Annotated in this window: 11 protein-coding genes and 1 riboswitch; of the genes, 2 read left to right on the top strand and 9 right to left on the bottom strand. The window is 48.6% G+C overall.

Going from position 1 to position 16,601, the window contains the following annotated elements:
• Nucleotides 1-892: 892 nt before the first annotated feature.
• The 3 genes from metH to QOZ98_RS18105 form a co-directional block, all read right to left on the bottom strand.
• Entirely contained in the window at nucleotides 893-4,330 is a 3,438-nt protein-coding gene (gene metH / locus QOZ98_RS18115) for a methionine synthase (RefSeq protein ID WP_308788680.1), read from the bottom strand.
• Nucleotides 4,311-6,170, bottom strand: a complete 1,860-nt coding sequence (locus QOZ98_RS18110) for a bifunctional homocysteine S-methyltransferase/methylenetetrahydrofolate reductase (protein WP_308788679.1) — start codon at nucleotides 6,168-6,170, stop codon at nucleotides 4,311-4,313. Before QOZ98_RS18110 ends, metH begins: the two co-directional genes overlap by 20 nt.
• 72 nt (nucleotides 6,171-6,242) lie before the next feature.
• Nucleotides 6,243-6,347, bottom strand: a riboswitch (SAM riboswitch).
• A 137-nt stretch (nucleotides 6,348-6,484) separates the two neighbouring features.
• On the bottom strand, nucleotides 6,485-7,240 hold the full coding sequence (locus tag QOZ98_RS18105) for a DUF6920 family protein (protein WP_308788678.1): 756 nt from the start codon (nucleotides 7,238-7,240) through the stop codon (nucleotides 6,485-6,487).
• A gap of 138 nt (nucleotides 7,241-7,378) precedes the next feature.
• Between QOZ98_RS18105 and QOZ98_RS18100 the strand changes: the two genes are divergently transcribed.
• Nucleotides 7,379-7,924, top strand: a complete 546-nt coding sequence (locus tag QOZ98_RS18100; RefSeq protein WP_308788677.1) for a PadR family transcriptional regulator — start codon at nucleotides 7,379-7,381, stop codon at nucleotides 7,922-7,924.
• Nucleotides 7,925-7,936: 12 nt separating this feature from the next.
• Nucleotides 7,937-8,413, top strand: coding sequence for a DUF4188 domain-containing protein (locus QOZ98_RS18095; RefSeq protein WP_308788676.1), 477 nt, complete (start codon nucleotides 7,937-7,939; stop codon nucleotides 8,411-8,413).
• Between the two features lie 86 nt (nucleotides 8,414-8,499).
• Here QOZ98_RS18095 and QOZ98_RS18090 read toward each other — a convergent pair whose 3' ends face one another.
• The 6 genes from QOZ98_RS18090 to QOZ98_RS18065 form a co-directional block, all read right to left on the bottom strand.
• A complete protein-coding gene (locus QOZ98_RS18090; protein ID WP_308788675.1) occupies nucleotides 8,500-9,081 on the bottom strand; it encodes a hypothetical protein in 582 nt (193 codons plus the stop codon).
• A gap of 91 nt (nucleotides 9,082-9,172) precedes the next feature.
• A complete protein-coding gene (locus tag QOZ98_RS18085; protein WP_308788674.1) occupies nucleotides 9,173-10,369 on the bottom strand; it encodes an MFS transporter in 1,197 nt (398 codons plus the stop codon).
• A gap of 183 nt (nucleotides 10,370-10,552) precedes the next feature.
• Nucleotides 10,553-11,782, bottom strand: a complete 1,230-nt coding sequence (locus QOZ98_RS18080) for a threonine synthase (RefSeq protein ID WP_308788673.1) — start codon at nucleotides 11,780-11,782, stop codon at nucleotides 10,553-10,555.
• A gap of 82 nt (nucleotides 11,783-11,864) precedes the next feature.
• On the bottom strand, nucleotides 11,865-13,580 hold the full coding sequence (gene cysI, locus QOZ98_RS18075; RefSeq protein ID WP_308788672.1) for an assimilatory sulfite reductase (NADPH) hemoprotein subunit: 1,716 nt from the start codon (nucleotides 13,578-13,580) through the stop codon (nucleotides 11,865-11,867).
• A 205-nt stretch (nucleotides 13,581-13,785) separates the two neighbouring features.
• Nucleotides 13,786-15,624: an assimilatory sulfite reductase (NADPH) flavoprotein subunit gene (locus QOZ98_RS18070; protein ID WP_308788671.1), complete on the bottom strand. Its 1,839-nt coding sequence runs from the start codon at nucleotides 15,622-15,624 to the stop codon at nucleotides 13,786-13,788.
• 149 nt (nucleotides 15,625-15,773) lie between these two features.
• Entirely contained in the window at nucleotides 15,774-16,583 is an 810-nt protein-coding gene (locus tag QOZ98_RS18065; RefSeq protein ID WP_308788670.1) for a uroporphyrinogen-III synthase, read from the bottom strand.
• Between the last annotated feature and the right edge of the window lie 18 nt (nucleotides 16,584-16,601).

The raw sequence follows: 16,601 nt of genomic DNA, 5'->3' as shown, positions 1-16,601 counted from the left end.
AACTTAAAAAAGACGGCCAAGTGGACATGGAAAGCTGCCGAAATAAGCTAACTTCGACGCTCTCCCAAGGCCAAATCAAGAGCCATACACCGATCACCGCAAAAAAAATAAAGAGGTTTTGGAATGTCCCCATCCCAAAACCTCTTTTGTCTACACTCTGAAGGCAGTCAGCTGAGAGCTGACTGCCTTTTTCTTTTTCCACCATATTAAAAGCAAAAGCGGGAAATTAACGATTTTCCACTTTTTTTGTTGTTGAGTAGCTTGGGCCGCACCGTTTTTCGAGGTTCTTTGGATAAAATTTCATAAAAGTGCTCTTTGCCGGGTCGGCAGACGGCTTTTTTCTGCTGCAGATACCCAGATTTTTTATTTATGGACGTTCAAATGGATTTGTGGTCGTTCGTAGAGATTTGTGGTCGTTCAAATGGATTTGCAGTCGTTCAGTACGATTTGCAGTCGTTCAGCCAGAACTCTCATAAAAAACGTGCACATGGACATGAATCCAAAAGCGAACGGCGAGCTTCTCGAAATCAATGCTTGGGAGCAGTTTCTTCACAATAAGCAAAAGCGGGAAATCACTGATTTCCCGCTTTTGCATAATTGTTCTGTTTGCTTATTGTCCAGACTCTAACGCCCAGCTCTTTGGGTCATAAGCCAACCCAGCGCCGTGGCAAAGAGCGCTACTCTGGGCTGTGCGGCTGGAAACATGCCGCTTCGCCAGATCGTCTTATGCCTGTCGGAGCTGAGCGGGCGCTTCCGCTTTTCCTCTTGTCCAGACTCCGGCAGGCCAGCCCCTCGAGTCGCTTCAGCCTTTCCAGCAATGGCTGAAGAACGCCATTACCGGCAAGGCTTCCAGCGCTTGTCGGGGCTAAACGGCTGCCTTCGCTTTTCGTCATTAATCCACAATAAAGTACCTAGCATCCGGATGAGCGAAAACAATGGCCGAGACCGAAGCTTCGGGATCCATCATATATTCTTCCGTCAGATGGACGCCGATGTCTTCGGGTTTGATGAGATTGAACAGTTTTGCCTGGTCTTCCAGATTCGGGCAGGCCGGGTAGCCGAAGGAGAAACGCTGTCCCTGATATTTTGCGGCAAAGCGCTCGCGCATCGAGAAGTCTGTTGCATCCGGGAATCCCCATTGGTCGCGGATTTCCTGATGGATGCGTTCTGCGAATCCTTCAGCCAGCTCAAGCGCCGTTGCTTGAAGCGCATGGCTTTCCAAAAACTTGCCCTGCTCTTTCAAACGTGTCGCTTCGTCGCGCACACCAAATCCTGCCGTCACTTGCATAAAGGCTACATAATCCATTTCGCCGCTGTCCACAGATTTCAAGTAATCGGACAGGCATAGGAATGGTGGAGCCGATTGGCGTGGGAAGGTAAAGCGTTCGATTTCGGTTTTGGCGTCTTTCGGATCATAGATGACCACATCGTCGCCGTCGCTTTGGGCCGGGAAAAACTGATAAAGCCCGGATGGCTTCAACAGGCCGGAGCCCAGGAAATCGGTAGCCATTTCGTGCAGTTGAACAGCACGCGGATCGCCCTGCGATAGGGTTTTTTCGCTATAGCCTTTCAATCCAAGATGATGGCCGATCAAAGTGCGCATATTCACGTACGGATACAGATGCGCCACTGAATACTCTTTTAGCACATGGCGGCGCAAATCGTTCGGTACATAGACGGGCACATCTTCGCGAACCGTCTTGACCGGCTTCTCGGCAACTGCAACAGCCGGTTTGGCTGCGCGCACGGCTTCAGAGGCCTGGCGTTTTTCCTGCTGGGCATCCAATTCCAACAATAGCTCTGCTTTTCCTGCACCGCTTTGCAGACGGTTGGCCAGATCCAGGCCTTGCATGGCGTCTTTGGCGTAAATGACCGGTCCATCGTATTCCGCTGAAATCTTGGTTTCTGTAAAGCGCCTTGACAGCGCTGCTCCACCCACTAAGATCGGCACATCGATGCCCGCTTCCTTGAAATCCTGTGCGGTGATGACCATCTGCTTGGCTGACTTGACCAGCAAACCGGATAAGCCGATCATATCCGGTTTTTCTTTCCGGATCACTTCGATCAACGTCGCTGGCGTAACTTTAATGCCGACGTCGATTACTTTAAAACCATTGTTGCTCAAGATGATTTCGACCAGGTTTTTGCCGATGTCATGGACATCGCCTTTGACTGTAGCCAGCACAATCTTTCCTTTTCCGGAGTCGTCTTCTTTTTTCTCCATAAACTGTTCCAGGAAGGAAACCGCCGCTTTCATGACGCCTGCGCTTTGCAGCACTTCGGCAACAATCAATTGATTGTCATTGAAAAGCCGGCCCACTTCAGCCATCCCTTTCATCAATGGTCCATTGATGACAGCGAGCGGTTCGTCGTACATTTCCAGTGCTTTTTCCAAATCTGGAATCAAGCCTTCTTTCGTTCCTTCTATAATATAGTAAGCCAACCGGTCAGGCACCGTTTTCGGGATATCGTCCTCGGTCTTTTCTTTTTTCTTGTCGCGGTAGAAAGCCGTGAAATCTGCCAGAGTGGCGTCTGTTGTCGTAAACAGCAATTCATTGGCCATATCGATTTCCTGTTTTGGAATCGATGCATAGCGCTCCAGTTTTTCCGTGTTGACGATGGCGTAATCCAAACCGGCCTGTGTGCAATGGTATAAATAGACCGCATTCAATACTTCACGGCCCACCGGCGGCAAGCCAAACGACACGTTGCTGACGCCTAAAATCGTCAATGCACGCGGCAGCTTTTCTTTGATCAGGCGGATCCCCTCGATAGTTTCCACCGCCGAGCCGATGTATTGCTGATCACCGGTACCGACCGGAAAGACCAGCGGGTCAAAAATAATATCTTCCGGCGCAAGGCCCCATTTGTTTACCAATAAGTCATACGAGCGTTCTGCAATTTCCAGCTTGCGCTCACGCGTGACCGCCATGCCTTCCTCATCGATCGTTCCGACAACAACTGCCGCTCCGTATTTTTTCACGAGCGGCATCACCGCATCAAACCGCTCTTCCCCGTCTTCGAGGTTGATCGAATTGATGATGGCTTTTCCTTGCGAGAATTTCAGCGCCACTTCAATAACTTCTTCATCCGTGGAATCAATGACCAAAGGTACCTTAACTTTTTTGACGACTTCTTTCATGAAATGAGTCATGTCTTCCACTTCATCCCGGTCCGGATTTGCCAAACAGATATCAATGACATGGGCACCGTTTTTCACTTGGGCGCGGGCAATTTCAGATGCCTCTTCAAACTGGCCATCCACAATCAGCCGCTTGAATTTGCGGGAACCAATGACGTTGGTCCGTTCACCGATGAATAGGGGACGCATGGTTTCATCATACTGCAGCGGTTCAATCCCCGACACGACATGGCCGTGGTCGACAGGATCCGGTTTTCTCGGAGGCAGGCCTTCCATTGCTTCACGCACCGCTTTAATATGTGCAGGCGTTGTGCCGCAGCAGCCGCCGACTACGTTCAGCCAGCCTTTATCTGCAAAGCCCCGCAGCTTTTTCGCCAGCGATTCCGGCGTTTCGTGATAATGCCCATCTTCATCCGGCAGGCCCGCGTTCGGATAGCAGCTGACATAGCCGTCCGACAGTTCGGACAGCGACCGGATATGGTCTGTCATAAATTCCGGGCCGGTCGCACAGTTCAAACCGACCGATAAGGGTTTCACGTGCTCAATCGAAATATAAAATGCTTCGATGCTTTGGCCCGCAAGCGTAGTGCCCATCGGTTCGATCGTTCCTGACACCATGATCGGCAATTCAATCCCTGTTTCTTGAAAAGCCTGTTTTATGCCGATTGTTGCCGCTTTGACATTCAGCATGTCCTGGCTTGTTTCCAGCAGGATCAAATCTGCGCCGCCTTCGATCAATGCCTTCGCCTGCACATAGAAGTTTTCCAGCATTTCATCGAATGTGGCACCGCCCGTAACAGACAAGGTTTTTGTCGTCGGCCCAATGGCACCCGCCACAAAACGCGGCCACTCCGGCGTTGAAAAAGCAGCTGCTGCTTTTTTGGCAATTTCTACTCCTCGACGGTTGATTTCCGCTGCCTGGCTGCCGATTCCATACTCATCCAAAACGATTGGCGTACCGCCAAAGGTATTGGTGCAGAGAATATCGGCTCCTGCCTCGAGATAAGCGGTATGGACATCTTCAATAACATCCGGACGGACAATATTCAAATACTCATTGCAGCCGTCGAACTCTTCGCCTCCAAAATCTTCTGGAGAAAGATCGACGTTCTGGATCATCGTTCCCATGGCTCCGTCGATGATCAATATTCTTTTTTCAAGTTGTTGTTCAATAAGATGTTTGGACATGGCTGGGATCGCTCTCTTTCTGTTGATCTAGTTGTCGAATGTAATGAATCAATTCCACGGTCATATCATAACGGACAAACGGGGTGATCAGGTAAATGCCATGGAACAGCTCCGCTGCCGTATCGATCAATTCTTTCGCAATTTGGATGCCTTCTGCTGTTGCGCGATCTTTGTCGTCACCGCATGCGCGCATGCGATCCAGTGCATCATCCGACAGCTTAATGCCCGGCACTTCATTGTGCAGGAATTCGGCACTGCGGATGCTGGTCAGCGGCATGACACCGATAAAGATTGGCGTTTCCAGATGTTTGGTCGCTTCGTGGATTTCAATGATTTTTTCTTTTGTATAAACCGGCTGCGAAATAAAATAATCCGCACCGCTTTCAATTTTCTTTTCAAGTCTTGCGACGGCCCGGTCAAGCACACGGACATTTGGATTGAATGCCGCAGCGACAGAGAAATTGGCTTTTTTCCGCAACGGCTTGCCGGAAAATGAAATGCCTTCATTCAGCTTTTTGATCAGCTGAATTAATTCCATGCTCGACACGTCGTAAACGCTGGTCGCACCCGGGAAATCACCGACTTTGGTCGGATCGCCCGTTACGGCGAGTATATCATGTATGCCGAGCGCATCGAGCCCCATCAAATGCGATTGCAGGCCAATCAGGTTGCGGTCGCGGCATGTGATATGGGCAAGCGCCCGAATGTTTTCCTTATGTTTGAGGATCGAACCCATCGCCATATTGCTGATGCGCGGCGATGCCAGCGAATTGTCCGCCATCGTTACGGCATCGACACCGGCTTCATTTAAAGCTACAGACCCTTCCAAAAACTTGGTGGTATCCAAATGGCGCGGCGTATCCAATTCCACGATGATGGTCCGTTCTGTTTTCGCTTTTTCGTGAAGCGGCTTAACTTCCAATGCTTCCGCTTCACGGATGACGATTGGTTTTCTGGCCGTTACTTCTTTATGGAAGATTGGCGGCAAATTGCCGAGATGCTTTTTCACTGCTTCAATATGCTTTGGCGTTGTGCCGCAGCAGCCGCCAATCAAACGGACGCCTTCTTCTCTCAATAATAAAGCGGCGCGGCCAAAATAATCCGCTTCCGATTCATAGACGATCCGGCCATCTTCTACATCTAGCAGGCTGGCATTCGGATAGGCAGATAAAAACGCTTTGTCAGGCAAAGTGACTTCCTCAAAAGCTTGGATGGTATGGTGGGGGCCGAGACGGCAGTTGACGCCGACGATATCGGCTCCAAGTGTCTCCAATTGATGCAGGGCATCGTTCAACGACATGCCGTTTTGCAGGATGCCCGGTTCATGCATGGACACTTGGGCAATCAGCGGCGTATCGGTGATGCCTTTTAAGTGCTTGACCGTCGCTGCCAGCTCTTCAAAATCGTAGTAGGTTTCCAAAAGCAGTCCGTCCGGGTCTCCTGACAGTAAGTGGCTTGCCTGCTGGTCGACCATGGCAATGATTTCCTGCAGCGTGGCATCGCTTTTCCGGATGCCTCGTATGCCGCCGATGGTGCCGAAAACAAATTGTCCACCCGGCGCTGCCGCACGCTTCGCGATTCCAATGGCGGCTCTGTTGATGTCAGCGACTTGTTCTTCCAAGCCGTAACGGGCAAGCTTCGCTGCATTTGCCCCGTATGTGTTGGTTTGGATGATATCCGCTCCAGCTTTGATGTAGTCCTGGTGGATCTTCTCGATGACTTCCGGACGCTGCAAATTCAGTTCCTCGTTGCAATACTCAATTCCGTAAGAATACAGCAATGTTCCCATAGCGCCATCCGCCGTCAAAATCCTGGTCTTTAATTCGTCTAATAAGCCCATCCTTCTCAACCTCCCATATATACAAAAAAAGCCTTCATGAAAAAGAAGGCTTTACGATATCAAACTCGTTCCTTTTCATCTGCCAGGCAATCTCTTGCCTGCTGGATTTAGCACCTGACCTTTCGGCTGGTTGCTGAAGCTTCATAGGGCCAGTCCCTCGACTTCTCTTGATAAGAATTCACTATTCTGTTTTAAGTATTCTAGATATGGTACCTGTATCTATGAGACAGGTCAACCCAATCTGTCAAAAAACAATGAAATTTCTGTGATATCCCGCAAAAACTTGTGCATTTGGATGATTTACAAACAACAGGCTAAGTTTTTGGATTGAAACGGACATCTGACACGTCAAACTTATACCAAGTGAACGTATCGCCATCTACTAACCAGCTGACCTCCATCTTTACGGGTATCTTCAATCCTTCCACCTTCTGTTGCTCTCTGACGGTGCCGATGCACAGCTGCCGACGCGCTTCTTTGCCGCTGTCTTTGTAGCGCCACGCTTCTATTCTCAGCAATTCACTTTGCTCATTGAAAAAATAGGTAGCGGATCCCGTCAAGCCCTCGTATGTTATCACCGCTTTCGCTGCGTGCGTATCCACGAGCTCCCAAGTGATAAACGGACTGAACACTGCCGACGGGTACCAAACCAACTCCATTAAGTAGCGCAGCAGCGCCGACTCATTGATCTTTTCATTGTCAGCGGTTGTTGTCAGCGGAAAGATGCCCATAAGTTTGATCCGCATACTGGCTTTGCCTGCTACAAAGCTGTCTTTCCCCGTGACAAATAACCCTTTGCCCATTTTCATCTTTGCTGACCAGTGGAATGCAGGCGGGTCGGCAAAGCTCGTTTGTTCAGCTTTCGATGCAGTCCACTCTTTTTGCTCCGGTTTTTGTTTCATCCATCCATGTTGCTTGAGGCTGACACTCGCAATTTGTTCGTGCCCGACAGCACCCATCGCATAAAGCCAATTTTTCACTGGCAGCGGGAGCGACTCAACCATTTCGGCTGTTAGTTTGTTCGAAGTCCTAAGGTCAAAATTCATATCATGCATTTCTTTTTTCTCCATCGCAGACACCCCTTTCACTCACTATACCTTTTTACACAAAATATTATTCTTTTTTAATAAATACTGGACAAATTATTGAAAAAAGAGTATTTTTATATCAAACAGATATGTATCAAAAAGATATAAGGATGTGGAAGGATGGCAAAAGAAAATCACACACAATATGCAATCCTTGGTCTTCTGACTACAGAATGCCGCACCGGCTATTCCATCAAACAAATGATTGACACAAGCTTGAACCATTTTTGGAAAATCAGCTATGGACAAATTTATCCGACATTGAAGTTGCTGGTGGAACAAGGTTATGCCACGGTGGAATCTCAAGTTCAGGAAGGAAAACCGGATAAAAAAGAATATACGATTACCGATGAAGGAAAACGTGTTCTCAAAGAATGGATTCAGCAGCCTATTCAACAGCTCCCGGGTGAAAAAAACGAGTTGCTGCTGAAACTGTTTTTTAGCCGAAATCAGGATGTTCAAGAAACGCTTGATCATTTAGCGGCTTATCGCGAAAAATTGACTGACCGCCTCAACACGTACAAGGGCATTCAAGAGATGATTAATACTCAGTTAATGGATCAGGCTGATGCCCCGTTCTGGCTTCTGACTTTGGATTACGGCATACGGACCACGCTGGCTGCTATTGACTGGTGCGAAGAAACAAAAAAGACCTTAAGTCCATGAGGAGGAAAAACAATGAGCGCAAAAGTCTTTCCCGGAAGATATACTGCTGAAAGCCATGAGGGAATCGTCGTATTTGTCATCGGCATGCGGATCAACAAATGGATAGCTGTGCACAAATGGCTTCCGGTCCTGATGGCCATGCCTCCGATGATTAAGGAGCTTGCGATCCACAAAGAGCTTGGATGCCTGTCTTCTGAGAGTTTTTTCAAGCTTCCGCTCACTTTCATGGTTCAGTACTGGCAATCCGAAGAAGAACTGCACGCCTATTCAAAGGGACAAAATCATATGTCTGCCTGGAAAACCTTCAACCAAAAAGCAAAAAATAATGACGCTGTCGGCATCTATCACGAAACCTACATGATCTCCCCTGGCCACTCAGAATCGATTTACGTCAATATGCCTGAATTTGGTTTAGCCAGAGCGCTTGGTAAAAAAACAATCACTCCAGCCACTTCATCAGCCCGTCAACGACTCCAAAAGCAACAATAGCCTCCATTACAATAAGATAAAAACCCTGTCCGGAATAAAAATTCCGGACAGGGTTTCAAATTAACTCCACAGCAGCCTTGTTTCATTTAAAAAAGGCTCTGCAATTCTTTTATTGGCCGAACATCCGGCTGGCCTTCGTAGCTGGTAAATTCGATTTCCCCGATGCGCATCCCGGCATTATATTCACCAATAACGGTATCCAGCAAAATAAAAGTAGCCGAGATAAATTCATCTTCATTGTCTTCGGTAAAACCTTTGATGTAGAGAGTCAAATTCAATTCATCACTGCCCTTTTCAAACGTACAGAAAATATCGTCCCACCCCAGTTCGATATCGCCGTATGCGACAGAAAATTCTTCGTCATGCGGTTGGCGGAAACCAATAATGGTAAAGTTGCTAAGTGCCGGCGCATTGTCGACCAATTCGATCACATCGTCAAATGCCTCTACAACCCCGTCTGCGCTAATGGTAAATTCACGCTTCCCCGCAACCAGGCTTTCGCCAAACTCAAAAGCCAAATGCCTGTTTACCTTATGCAATTTCTTTTCCAACTGGCTGAAAAGCCTGTCTCGGCCAGACTCATCCAATTCAAAATACGCTGCTTTGTTTTCTGCAAACCATTCCCAGAAAGCCGCCACCTTATTTTTCCTCTTTGGCAACCAATTCATCCTGCTATCCCCTTTGCAACATCATCCGTTTATTTCTATCATAATCATATTTATTAAAAAATGATAGTTCTTTTTATCCATGCTCAAAAGACTACTCATCTGCTGCTTTCATTTCATAAATACGGAATTTCGCCATGGAAATGACACCGAGTACCGGACCGATGCTCAATAAAGCAAACACCCATTTCCAGCCCATGATTTCTTGCACCACGGGAATCATATTGATGGAAAAGATGGTGATCAAAAAGCCGATGCACATCTGGAATGTCAAAGCAGTTCCCAAATAAGGGGCTTCTGCAAATTCTGTGACCGCTGCTGAAAACTGAGCCGAATCGGAAATCACAAACATTCCCCAAACGATCGCTACCGTCAGCGTCAGCCAGACGGCCTGTCCAAATGTAAAGCCGATGATGACCGAACAGCCCGCACTTATTACCAAAGATAGAATGGCCAGCCGCGACCTGCCCAACTTGTCTGCCACTAAGCCACCCAAAACGCAGCCAATTGCTCCGGCAACTCCAATTGAGACAAAAGAAGCAAAAGCAATAATTGCCGGACTGATGTCAGAAGAGGAGGCGGCAAAACTGGCAGCGAGAAAAACTGGCAGCCATGTCCACATCGCATACAATTCCCACATATGGCCGAAATAGCCGTAGTTTGCGAGCATGACAGGTTTATTGTGCAGCACTTGTTTAATCAATTTAAAGGAAAAAACCATTTTCTGTTGAGCAACCGATGCGTCCTTGACGACCCAGTTCATAATAGCAGCCGAAACCAATGCCAGCAATGAACTGACGATGATGACCAATTTCCAATCCACGGAGGAGAAAAAGATGCTGATGAAATGAGGCAAAGACGAGCCTAGGGTCAGCGCAGCGATCAAAATCCCAAGCGCCAATCCTCTTTTTGATGGAAACCATTGCGCCAGCAATTTGACCGCTGTTGGGTACACGCCGGCAAGCGCAACTCCGGTCAATATTCGCAAAGCAATTCCAATGGATGCACTGTCAGCGACCGTCAGCAAACCATTGATGAACGCACCCGCCAATGCGGAAAGCGCAAAAACTTTGCGCGCATTAAAGCGATCTGTAATGCCAAAAGAAACACTCAGCAAGGTGCCGATTATAAAACCGACCGGAACAGATGCCGACAGCCAGGCTTCCGTCCGTTCAGTGAGAAGCCACAGCTCCCTCAATTCCGGCTCCGTCACGCTCGCACTAAACCATAAACTCAGCGCAAACAGCTCCGCCATGGCAATCCAAAATAACGCCGTCCATTTTCCCGCCATCACCCTAATTCCCCTTCCACAAACAAACTACGCCTGATCTTTCTCTTGTCCTTATCATAGAACAGCAAAAGCAAATAAGAAAGAGCCCTTCACCAGCTAACTATTCTGGTGAGGGCTCTGGAACTATAGTTTCTGCAGTAATTTATGCAGCCCGGATTAATGTCGACCATGGACTGCACTTTCTTAGTTTTTAGCTGCTGGCTCTTTCTTGATGGAATCGCCGATTTCCAATGTCGGGACATCAATACTTACCGTGTCCGGATACTTGATGCCGGCTCCAGTGTTTAACGCAACGACGGTTTCTCCATTTTTGATCCAGCCTTCTTTTTGGAGTTGGCGGATTGCTGCAAATACGGCGGCGCCTTCCGGACAAACAAAAGATCCTTCCAGGCGCGCGACTTTTTCCTGCTCATCAAGCATGGTCTGGTCATCAATCGCGATGGCGCAACCCTGTGTCTTATAGATTGCGTCCAGTACAAGAAAGTCACCCAGCGCTTTCGGGACATTGATGCCAAAAGCTTGCGTACTGGAATTTGCCCAGAACTCGGACTCGTGCTTTCCTTCCTGCCATGCTTTGACAATCGGTGCACAGCCGGTCGCCTGAACCGCAACGAGGCGCGGAAGGTCACCTTCCACCCAGCCGAGCTTTTTCAGTTCATTCAAGGCTTTGTAGATGCCGATTAGTCCAACACCGCCGCCCGTCGGGTAGAGGATGACGTCCGGCATCTTCCAATTCATCTGCTCAGCAATTTCCAGCCCCATCGTTTTTTTGCCTTCGATGCGGTACGGCTCTTTTAAGGTCGATACATCATACAAACCAAAATCCTTTACGGCCTGTCCGACAATTTTTCCGGCATCGCTGATCAACCCGTTGACCAAATACAGATTGGCACCGGACAATGCCACTTCGTTGCGGGTGATTTTAGGTGCATCCTTCGGCATCACGATGGTCGACCGGATGCCGGCTTTTGCACCATACAGCGCCCAGGCAGCACCAGCATTGCCATTGGTCGGCATTGCGAACTCTTTTACGCCGACTTCCTTGGCTTTTGAAATTCCGACTGCCGCTCCTCTTGCTTTAAATGTGCCAGTCGGAACAAGGCCTTCATCTTTCATATACAGATTGACGACATCCATATCCTGTCCCAATGTCGGCATTTTAATGAGCGGAGTCATGCCTTCCCCTTGAGAAACCACGTTCGTTTCATTTTCCACTGGAAGCAGTTCATGGTACCTCCATAAGCTGGGTTCCCGCTTCAGCAGATCTTCCGGTTTCCAAGCAGCTTTCAATTTATCCCAATCGTAGTCCACCAGCAGCGGCGAACCGCATGTACACAATTGGTGCTGCTGTTTGGTATCGTAGACAGCCTCGCATTTGGGGCAATAAAGATGGGAAACATAACTGTATGTCAAATTCAACACTCCTCTTTTATTGATGGGCCTGACGTCAAGAGCCCGGAATCGCTCCCGGGCTGCTGAGTGAAACTTATTGGATCTAGCTATGGAAATTTAGTCCGGATGTGACCGGGGCCACATACCCGGCGCGGATGACGAAATCGCCGAAATGCTCGTTTTCCTGACGCTCTTTGGCATATTGGAAAAAGATCGGTTTAAGCGTTGCTAAAATCTCTTCTTCTCCAATATTCTCGCGATACATTTTATTCAAACGGTCGCCCGCAAAGCCCGCGCCCAAATACATATTGTATTTGCCGGGTGCTTTGCCGATAAAGCCGATTTCTCCTAGTGCAGGTCGGGAGCAGCTGTTCGGGCAGCCCGACATGCGGATGATGATTTCTTCATCGCGCAGTCCTGCTTCGTCCAGCGTCTCTTCGATTTTGCCAACAAGCACCGGCAAATAACGCTCGGCTTCAGCCATTGCCAAGCCGCAAGTCGGCAGTGCCACACAAGCCATCGAGTTCTGGCGCAAAGCGGAATTTTCTTTGCCGTCGGTCAGCCCATATTGCTCAACTAAAGCATCAATCTTCGCTTTGTTGTTTTCTGTCACGTTGCTGATGATCAAGTTCTGGTTGGCCGTCAGGCGGAATTCTCCTGTATGGAAATGGGCAATTTCACGCAGCCCAGTCATCAATGGATAGCCGTCGAAATCTTTAACGCGGCCATTTTCAACAAATAAGGTTAGATGCCATTTGCCGTCGCTTTGGATCCAGCCATAGCGGTCGCCGTTGCGGTCGAATTGGAATGGGCGCTCTTGTTCCACTTCCCAGCCAAGGCGCGTATTCAGCTCGGTTCTGATCCAATCGAGCCCCAATCTGTCGACGGTATATTTGAAACGGGCATTTTTCCGGTCTGAACGGTTGCCGTAATCGCGCTGGATGGTAAGGATTTTCTCACCGACTTCGTTGACTTTGTCTGGCGGGCAAAATCCGATGACGCTCGCCAATTGCGGATAGGTGGCCGTATCGCCATGCGTCATGCCCATGCCGCCGCCGACTGTCACATTAAAGCCCTGCAGCTTGCCGTCTTCCAGGATGGCAATAAACCCTAGATCCTGTGAATAGATATCGACGTCATTTGCAGGTGGAATCGCAAAGCCGATTTTAAATTTTCGCGGCAAATAAAGATGCCCGTACATCGGTTCGACAACTTCGCCTTCGTTGCTGTCGACGACTTTTTCTTCGTCCAGCCAAATTTCGTGATAGGCTCTTGTTTTCGGCAGCAAGTGTTCACTTAACGCACGGGAGATTTCGTATACTTCCCCGTGTACATCCGATTGGTACGGATTGGACGTCGACATGACATTGCGGTTAACGTCGCCGCAGGCCGCAATGGTATCCATTAAAGCATGGTTCATTTCCTGGATGGTGCTCTTCATATTCCATTTTAAAATGCCGTGCATCTGAAATGTTTGGCGCGTCGTCAGCTTCAATGTGCCATTGCCATGGGTATTGGCTAAGTTGTCCATCGTCAGCCATTGATGCGGCGTTGCGACTCCTGCCGGCAGGCGGACGCGGATCATGAATTGGTACGCAGGTTCAAGTTTCTGCTGCGCCCGTTCGTTGCGAATATCCCGGTCATCCTGCATATAGCTGCCGTGGAATTTCAGCAGCTTGCCGTCATCATCCGGGATGGAAGCTGTCAAACGTTCGGCGAAGCTTTCCACAAGATTGCCCCGCAAATAATTGGTTCTGTCTTTGATGACCTCCATTTCACTTGGGGGTCCATCGATATCAGTCAAATCTTTGATTTTCATGGTAAGCTCCTTTCGTTGTTAAAGAACTCGCTTCGGGAGGACGCTTTCCGCGGGCACGACTTCCGCCGCTTCCCTCGCTGCGCTCAGTCCAGTGGCTCCAGTTCGTGCTGCCCCCGCAGGAGTCGCCTCCCTACACTCCTTCTTTCATAAATCGTGCAGTTAAGAACATCGAAAAACTAATTGCTGGTTACTCATGTATACCTTCTTAATACACATCCCGCAAATAACGCTTGTCGCTGCGCATTGATGTTAAATACTCTTCCGCTTGTTCCGGGCTCATATTGCCTTCTTGTTCCAGAATAATGGCAAGCGTGGCATGGACATCTTTGGCCATGTATTTTTCATCGCCGCAAACGTAGACATTCGCTCCAGCTTCCAGCCATTGATACAATTCCTGGCTCTTCTCAAGCAGACGATGCTGGACATAAACTTTTTCTTTAGTATCTCGGGAAAAAGCAACGTCCATTTTCGTCAAAACTCCATCCTTGAGCCAGCGCTGCCACTCGGTCTGGTAAAGGAAATCGGTGACGAAATGCTGTTCACCGAAAAACAGCCATGAGTCTCCCTGAGCATCCGTTTCTTCCCGCTCTTCCATGAACGCCCGATAAGGCGCTACGCCTGTTCCGGCGCCGATCATGATAATCGGTGTTTCCGGATTGTCAGGCAATCGGAAATTATTGTTGCTTTGGATGAACACCGGCAAAGTCGCACCGATGTCAGAGCGCTCTGCACATTGTGTCGAGCAGACGCCCGTCCGCTTGCGCCCGTTTGCTTCATAACGCAAAGCTCCAACCGTCAAATGAACTTCATCCGGGTTTGCTTTCGAGCTGCTGGCAATCGAATACAGGCGAACCGGTATTTTGCGCAGTATTTTAATGAATTCAGCTACAGGCACTTGCCACGGACCAAAATCTTCCGTCAAGTCGATCAAGTCTCTTCCATAGATATAAGCCTGCAGCTGTTCTTTGTTTTCTGGTTCCAATAAATTGGCTAGTGCATCACCGTTCGCAAAAGCTGCCGCTTTTTCAAGCAGCGGTTTCGATAAGGTGGTGATTTCAAACGTCGAAATCAATGCGTCGCGCAGTGAACGGGTGTCGCCTTGCTTATTGATGGAGACCGGTTCATCCGGATTCCATCCTGCCGCAGCAATCAATTGATCAACAAGCTGAACTTCGTTTTCTGGAACAATCCCCAAGCTGTCTCCCGGCTCATATTGGAGGCCGGATCCTTCGAGATCAAGTTCGAGGTGGCGGGTTTCTTTATTCGATCCGCGTCCATTCAAATTGATATTTCCCAGAACTTCCGCGTTGAACGGATTGCTGCGGGAATATGCCGGCTGGCTGTCAGATGCAGCTTGCTGACTACCAGGCGCTGCAGCAGCTCCTGGACGATCTGTTTCTCTTTCTTTATTCAAGACACTGAAAACCCCGTCAAACCATTCTCCTGCCAGTTCTTCAAAATCCAAATCGGCATCCACACGCGGATGGATGCGTTTGGCACCCAATTCTTCAAGGCGCTTGTCGAAGTCTTTGCCGGTCTGGCAGAAAAATTCATACGAGCTGTCGCCAAGAGACAAAACAGAAAACCGGACATCATCAAGCTGCGGCGCCCGTTTGCTGTGCAGGAAATCATAGAGGGCAAGGGCATTATCCGGCGGATGGCCGTCCCCATGCGTACTCGTGATGACCAGCAAATCTTCGACTTTTTTCAAGTCCTTCGGTTTAAACTCGTCCATTGGCAGGAGCTTGACCTGGTAGTCTTTGTCCTGCAGTTTTTTCGAAACTCCTTTGGCAACCGATTCGCAGTTGCCTGTGTGGGAACCGACCAAAATGGTGATTTCGCGCGTAGCAACTGGCGCAGTACCTTGCTCCGCATACCACTCCAATCCAGGTTGTTCCTGTACAGCGACTGTGGATGCTGACTGCGATCCGGCCAAATAGCCGTTCAGCCAAATTTTCTGGTTGTCTGTCAGCAATGGCAATAAGCGATTAATAAGCTCTACCTGCTCCTGGTCAAACGGACTGTTCATTGTCTGCAATTGCAAATTGGTTCACCTCAAAATTAGTTTTTTATAGTTTTTATTAAATAAATTTTTCAGTAGGATAGAAGAAGTTACTGCGGATCCGAAAGCGCAGCTGTTTTGCGAAATATCACCACAACTCACTTATTTATCTTCATCCTCTAAAACAGCATCTATACATTCTGTCGGCGGTAGTGATGATCGATTGCCACGATCATGGCACCCATTTTTTGGTGTTCTGGCTGCAGCACATGATGGATGCCATTGCTTTCCAGCTCTTTGGCCGTGACTTTGCCAACCGCTACTGCCAGAACCCGGTCGTTGAAAGCTGCGACCAGCTGTTTTCCTTGATTCGGTTCCGCAAAAATGTTCTTGACCTGAGTTTTGCTGGTAAACACAATGGCGTCCAAAGACTGTTCGATGATGGATTGTTTCAACTGCTCCACTACGAGGGCATCCGGTTTTTCATAGGAATACGGCCGGGACAGGTAAACCGAATGTCCATATTCCTCCAGTATTTCCTTCAACTTATGGTCATCCAAATCGTAAGCCTGTAAAAAGATTCGCTGCGGGCTTTTGCCTTTATATTCTTCATCTAAAGCTGTTAATAGATTGTCCATTGTTCCGTCTTCTGAAACGTGAACCGGGTTTAAGCCATGTTCTTTAATCCATTTCATCGTTTTGCTGCCGCGGACAGCTAACTGAGTTTCTTTCAACTTGTCGATGTAACGCGATTGAAGGCCGATGCCTTCCGCGGAATCTGTTAATGTTCTCGCTCCGATGCCGGTCGTGAAGATGGCCCAGTCGAAATCTTCAGCTAAAAAGTCCGTGATGTTCTGTGCACTGATGTCTTCGTTTAACCGCTGCCTTCCCTGAATTGGAAGAATGACAGGCGTGCCTGACTGCTTTTCAATCAGCACACTGATTTCTTTTGCGGCACGGACTGCTGCCACACCTATTTTCTTTCCGGCCAATCCATTCATATCCAATCTCTCCTTCTA

Source organism: Planomicrobium stackebrandtii, assembly GCF_030814955.1.
In the GTDB taxonomy this organism is placed as follows: Bacteria; Bacillota; Bacilli; order Bacillales_A; family Planococcaceae; genus Planococcus; species Planococcus stackebrandtii.
This window is presented reverse-complemented; position numbering and strand designations above follow the sequence as displayed.

Coding starts and splice junctions, on each gene's coding strand:
- metH (WP_308788680.1), bottom strand. CDS start 4,330: ATGTCCAAACATCTTATTGAACAACAACTTGAAAAAAGAATATTGATC.
- QOZ98_RS18110 (WP_308788679.1), bottom strand. CDS start 6,170: ATGGGCTTATTAGACGAATTAAAGACCAGGATTTTGACGGCGGATGGC.
- QOZ98_RS18105 (WP_308788678.1), bottom strand. CDS start 7,240: ATGGAGAAAAAAGAAATGCATGATATGAATTTTGACCTTAGGACTTCG.
- QOZ98_RS18100 (WP_308788677.1), top strand. CDS start 7,379: ATGGCAAAAGAAAATCACACACAATATGCAATCCTTGGTCTTCTGACT.
- QOZ98_RS18095 (WP_308788676.1), top strand. CDS start 7,937: ATGAGCGCAAAAGTCTTTCCCGGAAGATATACTGCTGAAAGCCATGAG.
- QOZ98_RS18090 (WP_308788675.1), bottom strand. CDS start 9,081: ATGAATTGGTTGCCAAAGAGGAAAAATAAGGTGGCGGCTTTCTGGGAA.
- QOZ98_RS18085 (WP_308788674.1), bottom strand. CDS start 10,369: ATGGCGGGAAAATGGACGGCGTTATTTTGGATTGCCATGGCGGAGCTG.
- cysI (WP_308788672.1), bottom strand. CDS start 13,580: ATGAAAATCAAAGATTTGACTGATATCGATGGACCCCCAAGTGAAATG.
- QOZ98_RS18065 (WP_308788670.1), bottom strand. CDS start 16,583: ATGAATGGATTGGCCGGAAAGAAAATAGGTGTGGCAGCAGTCCGTGCC.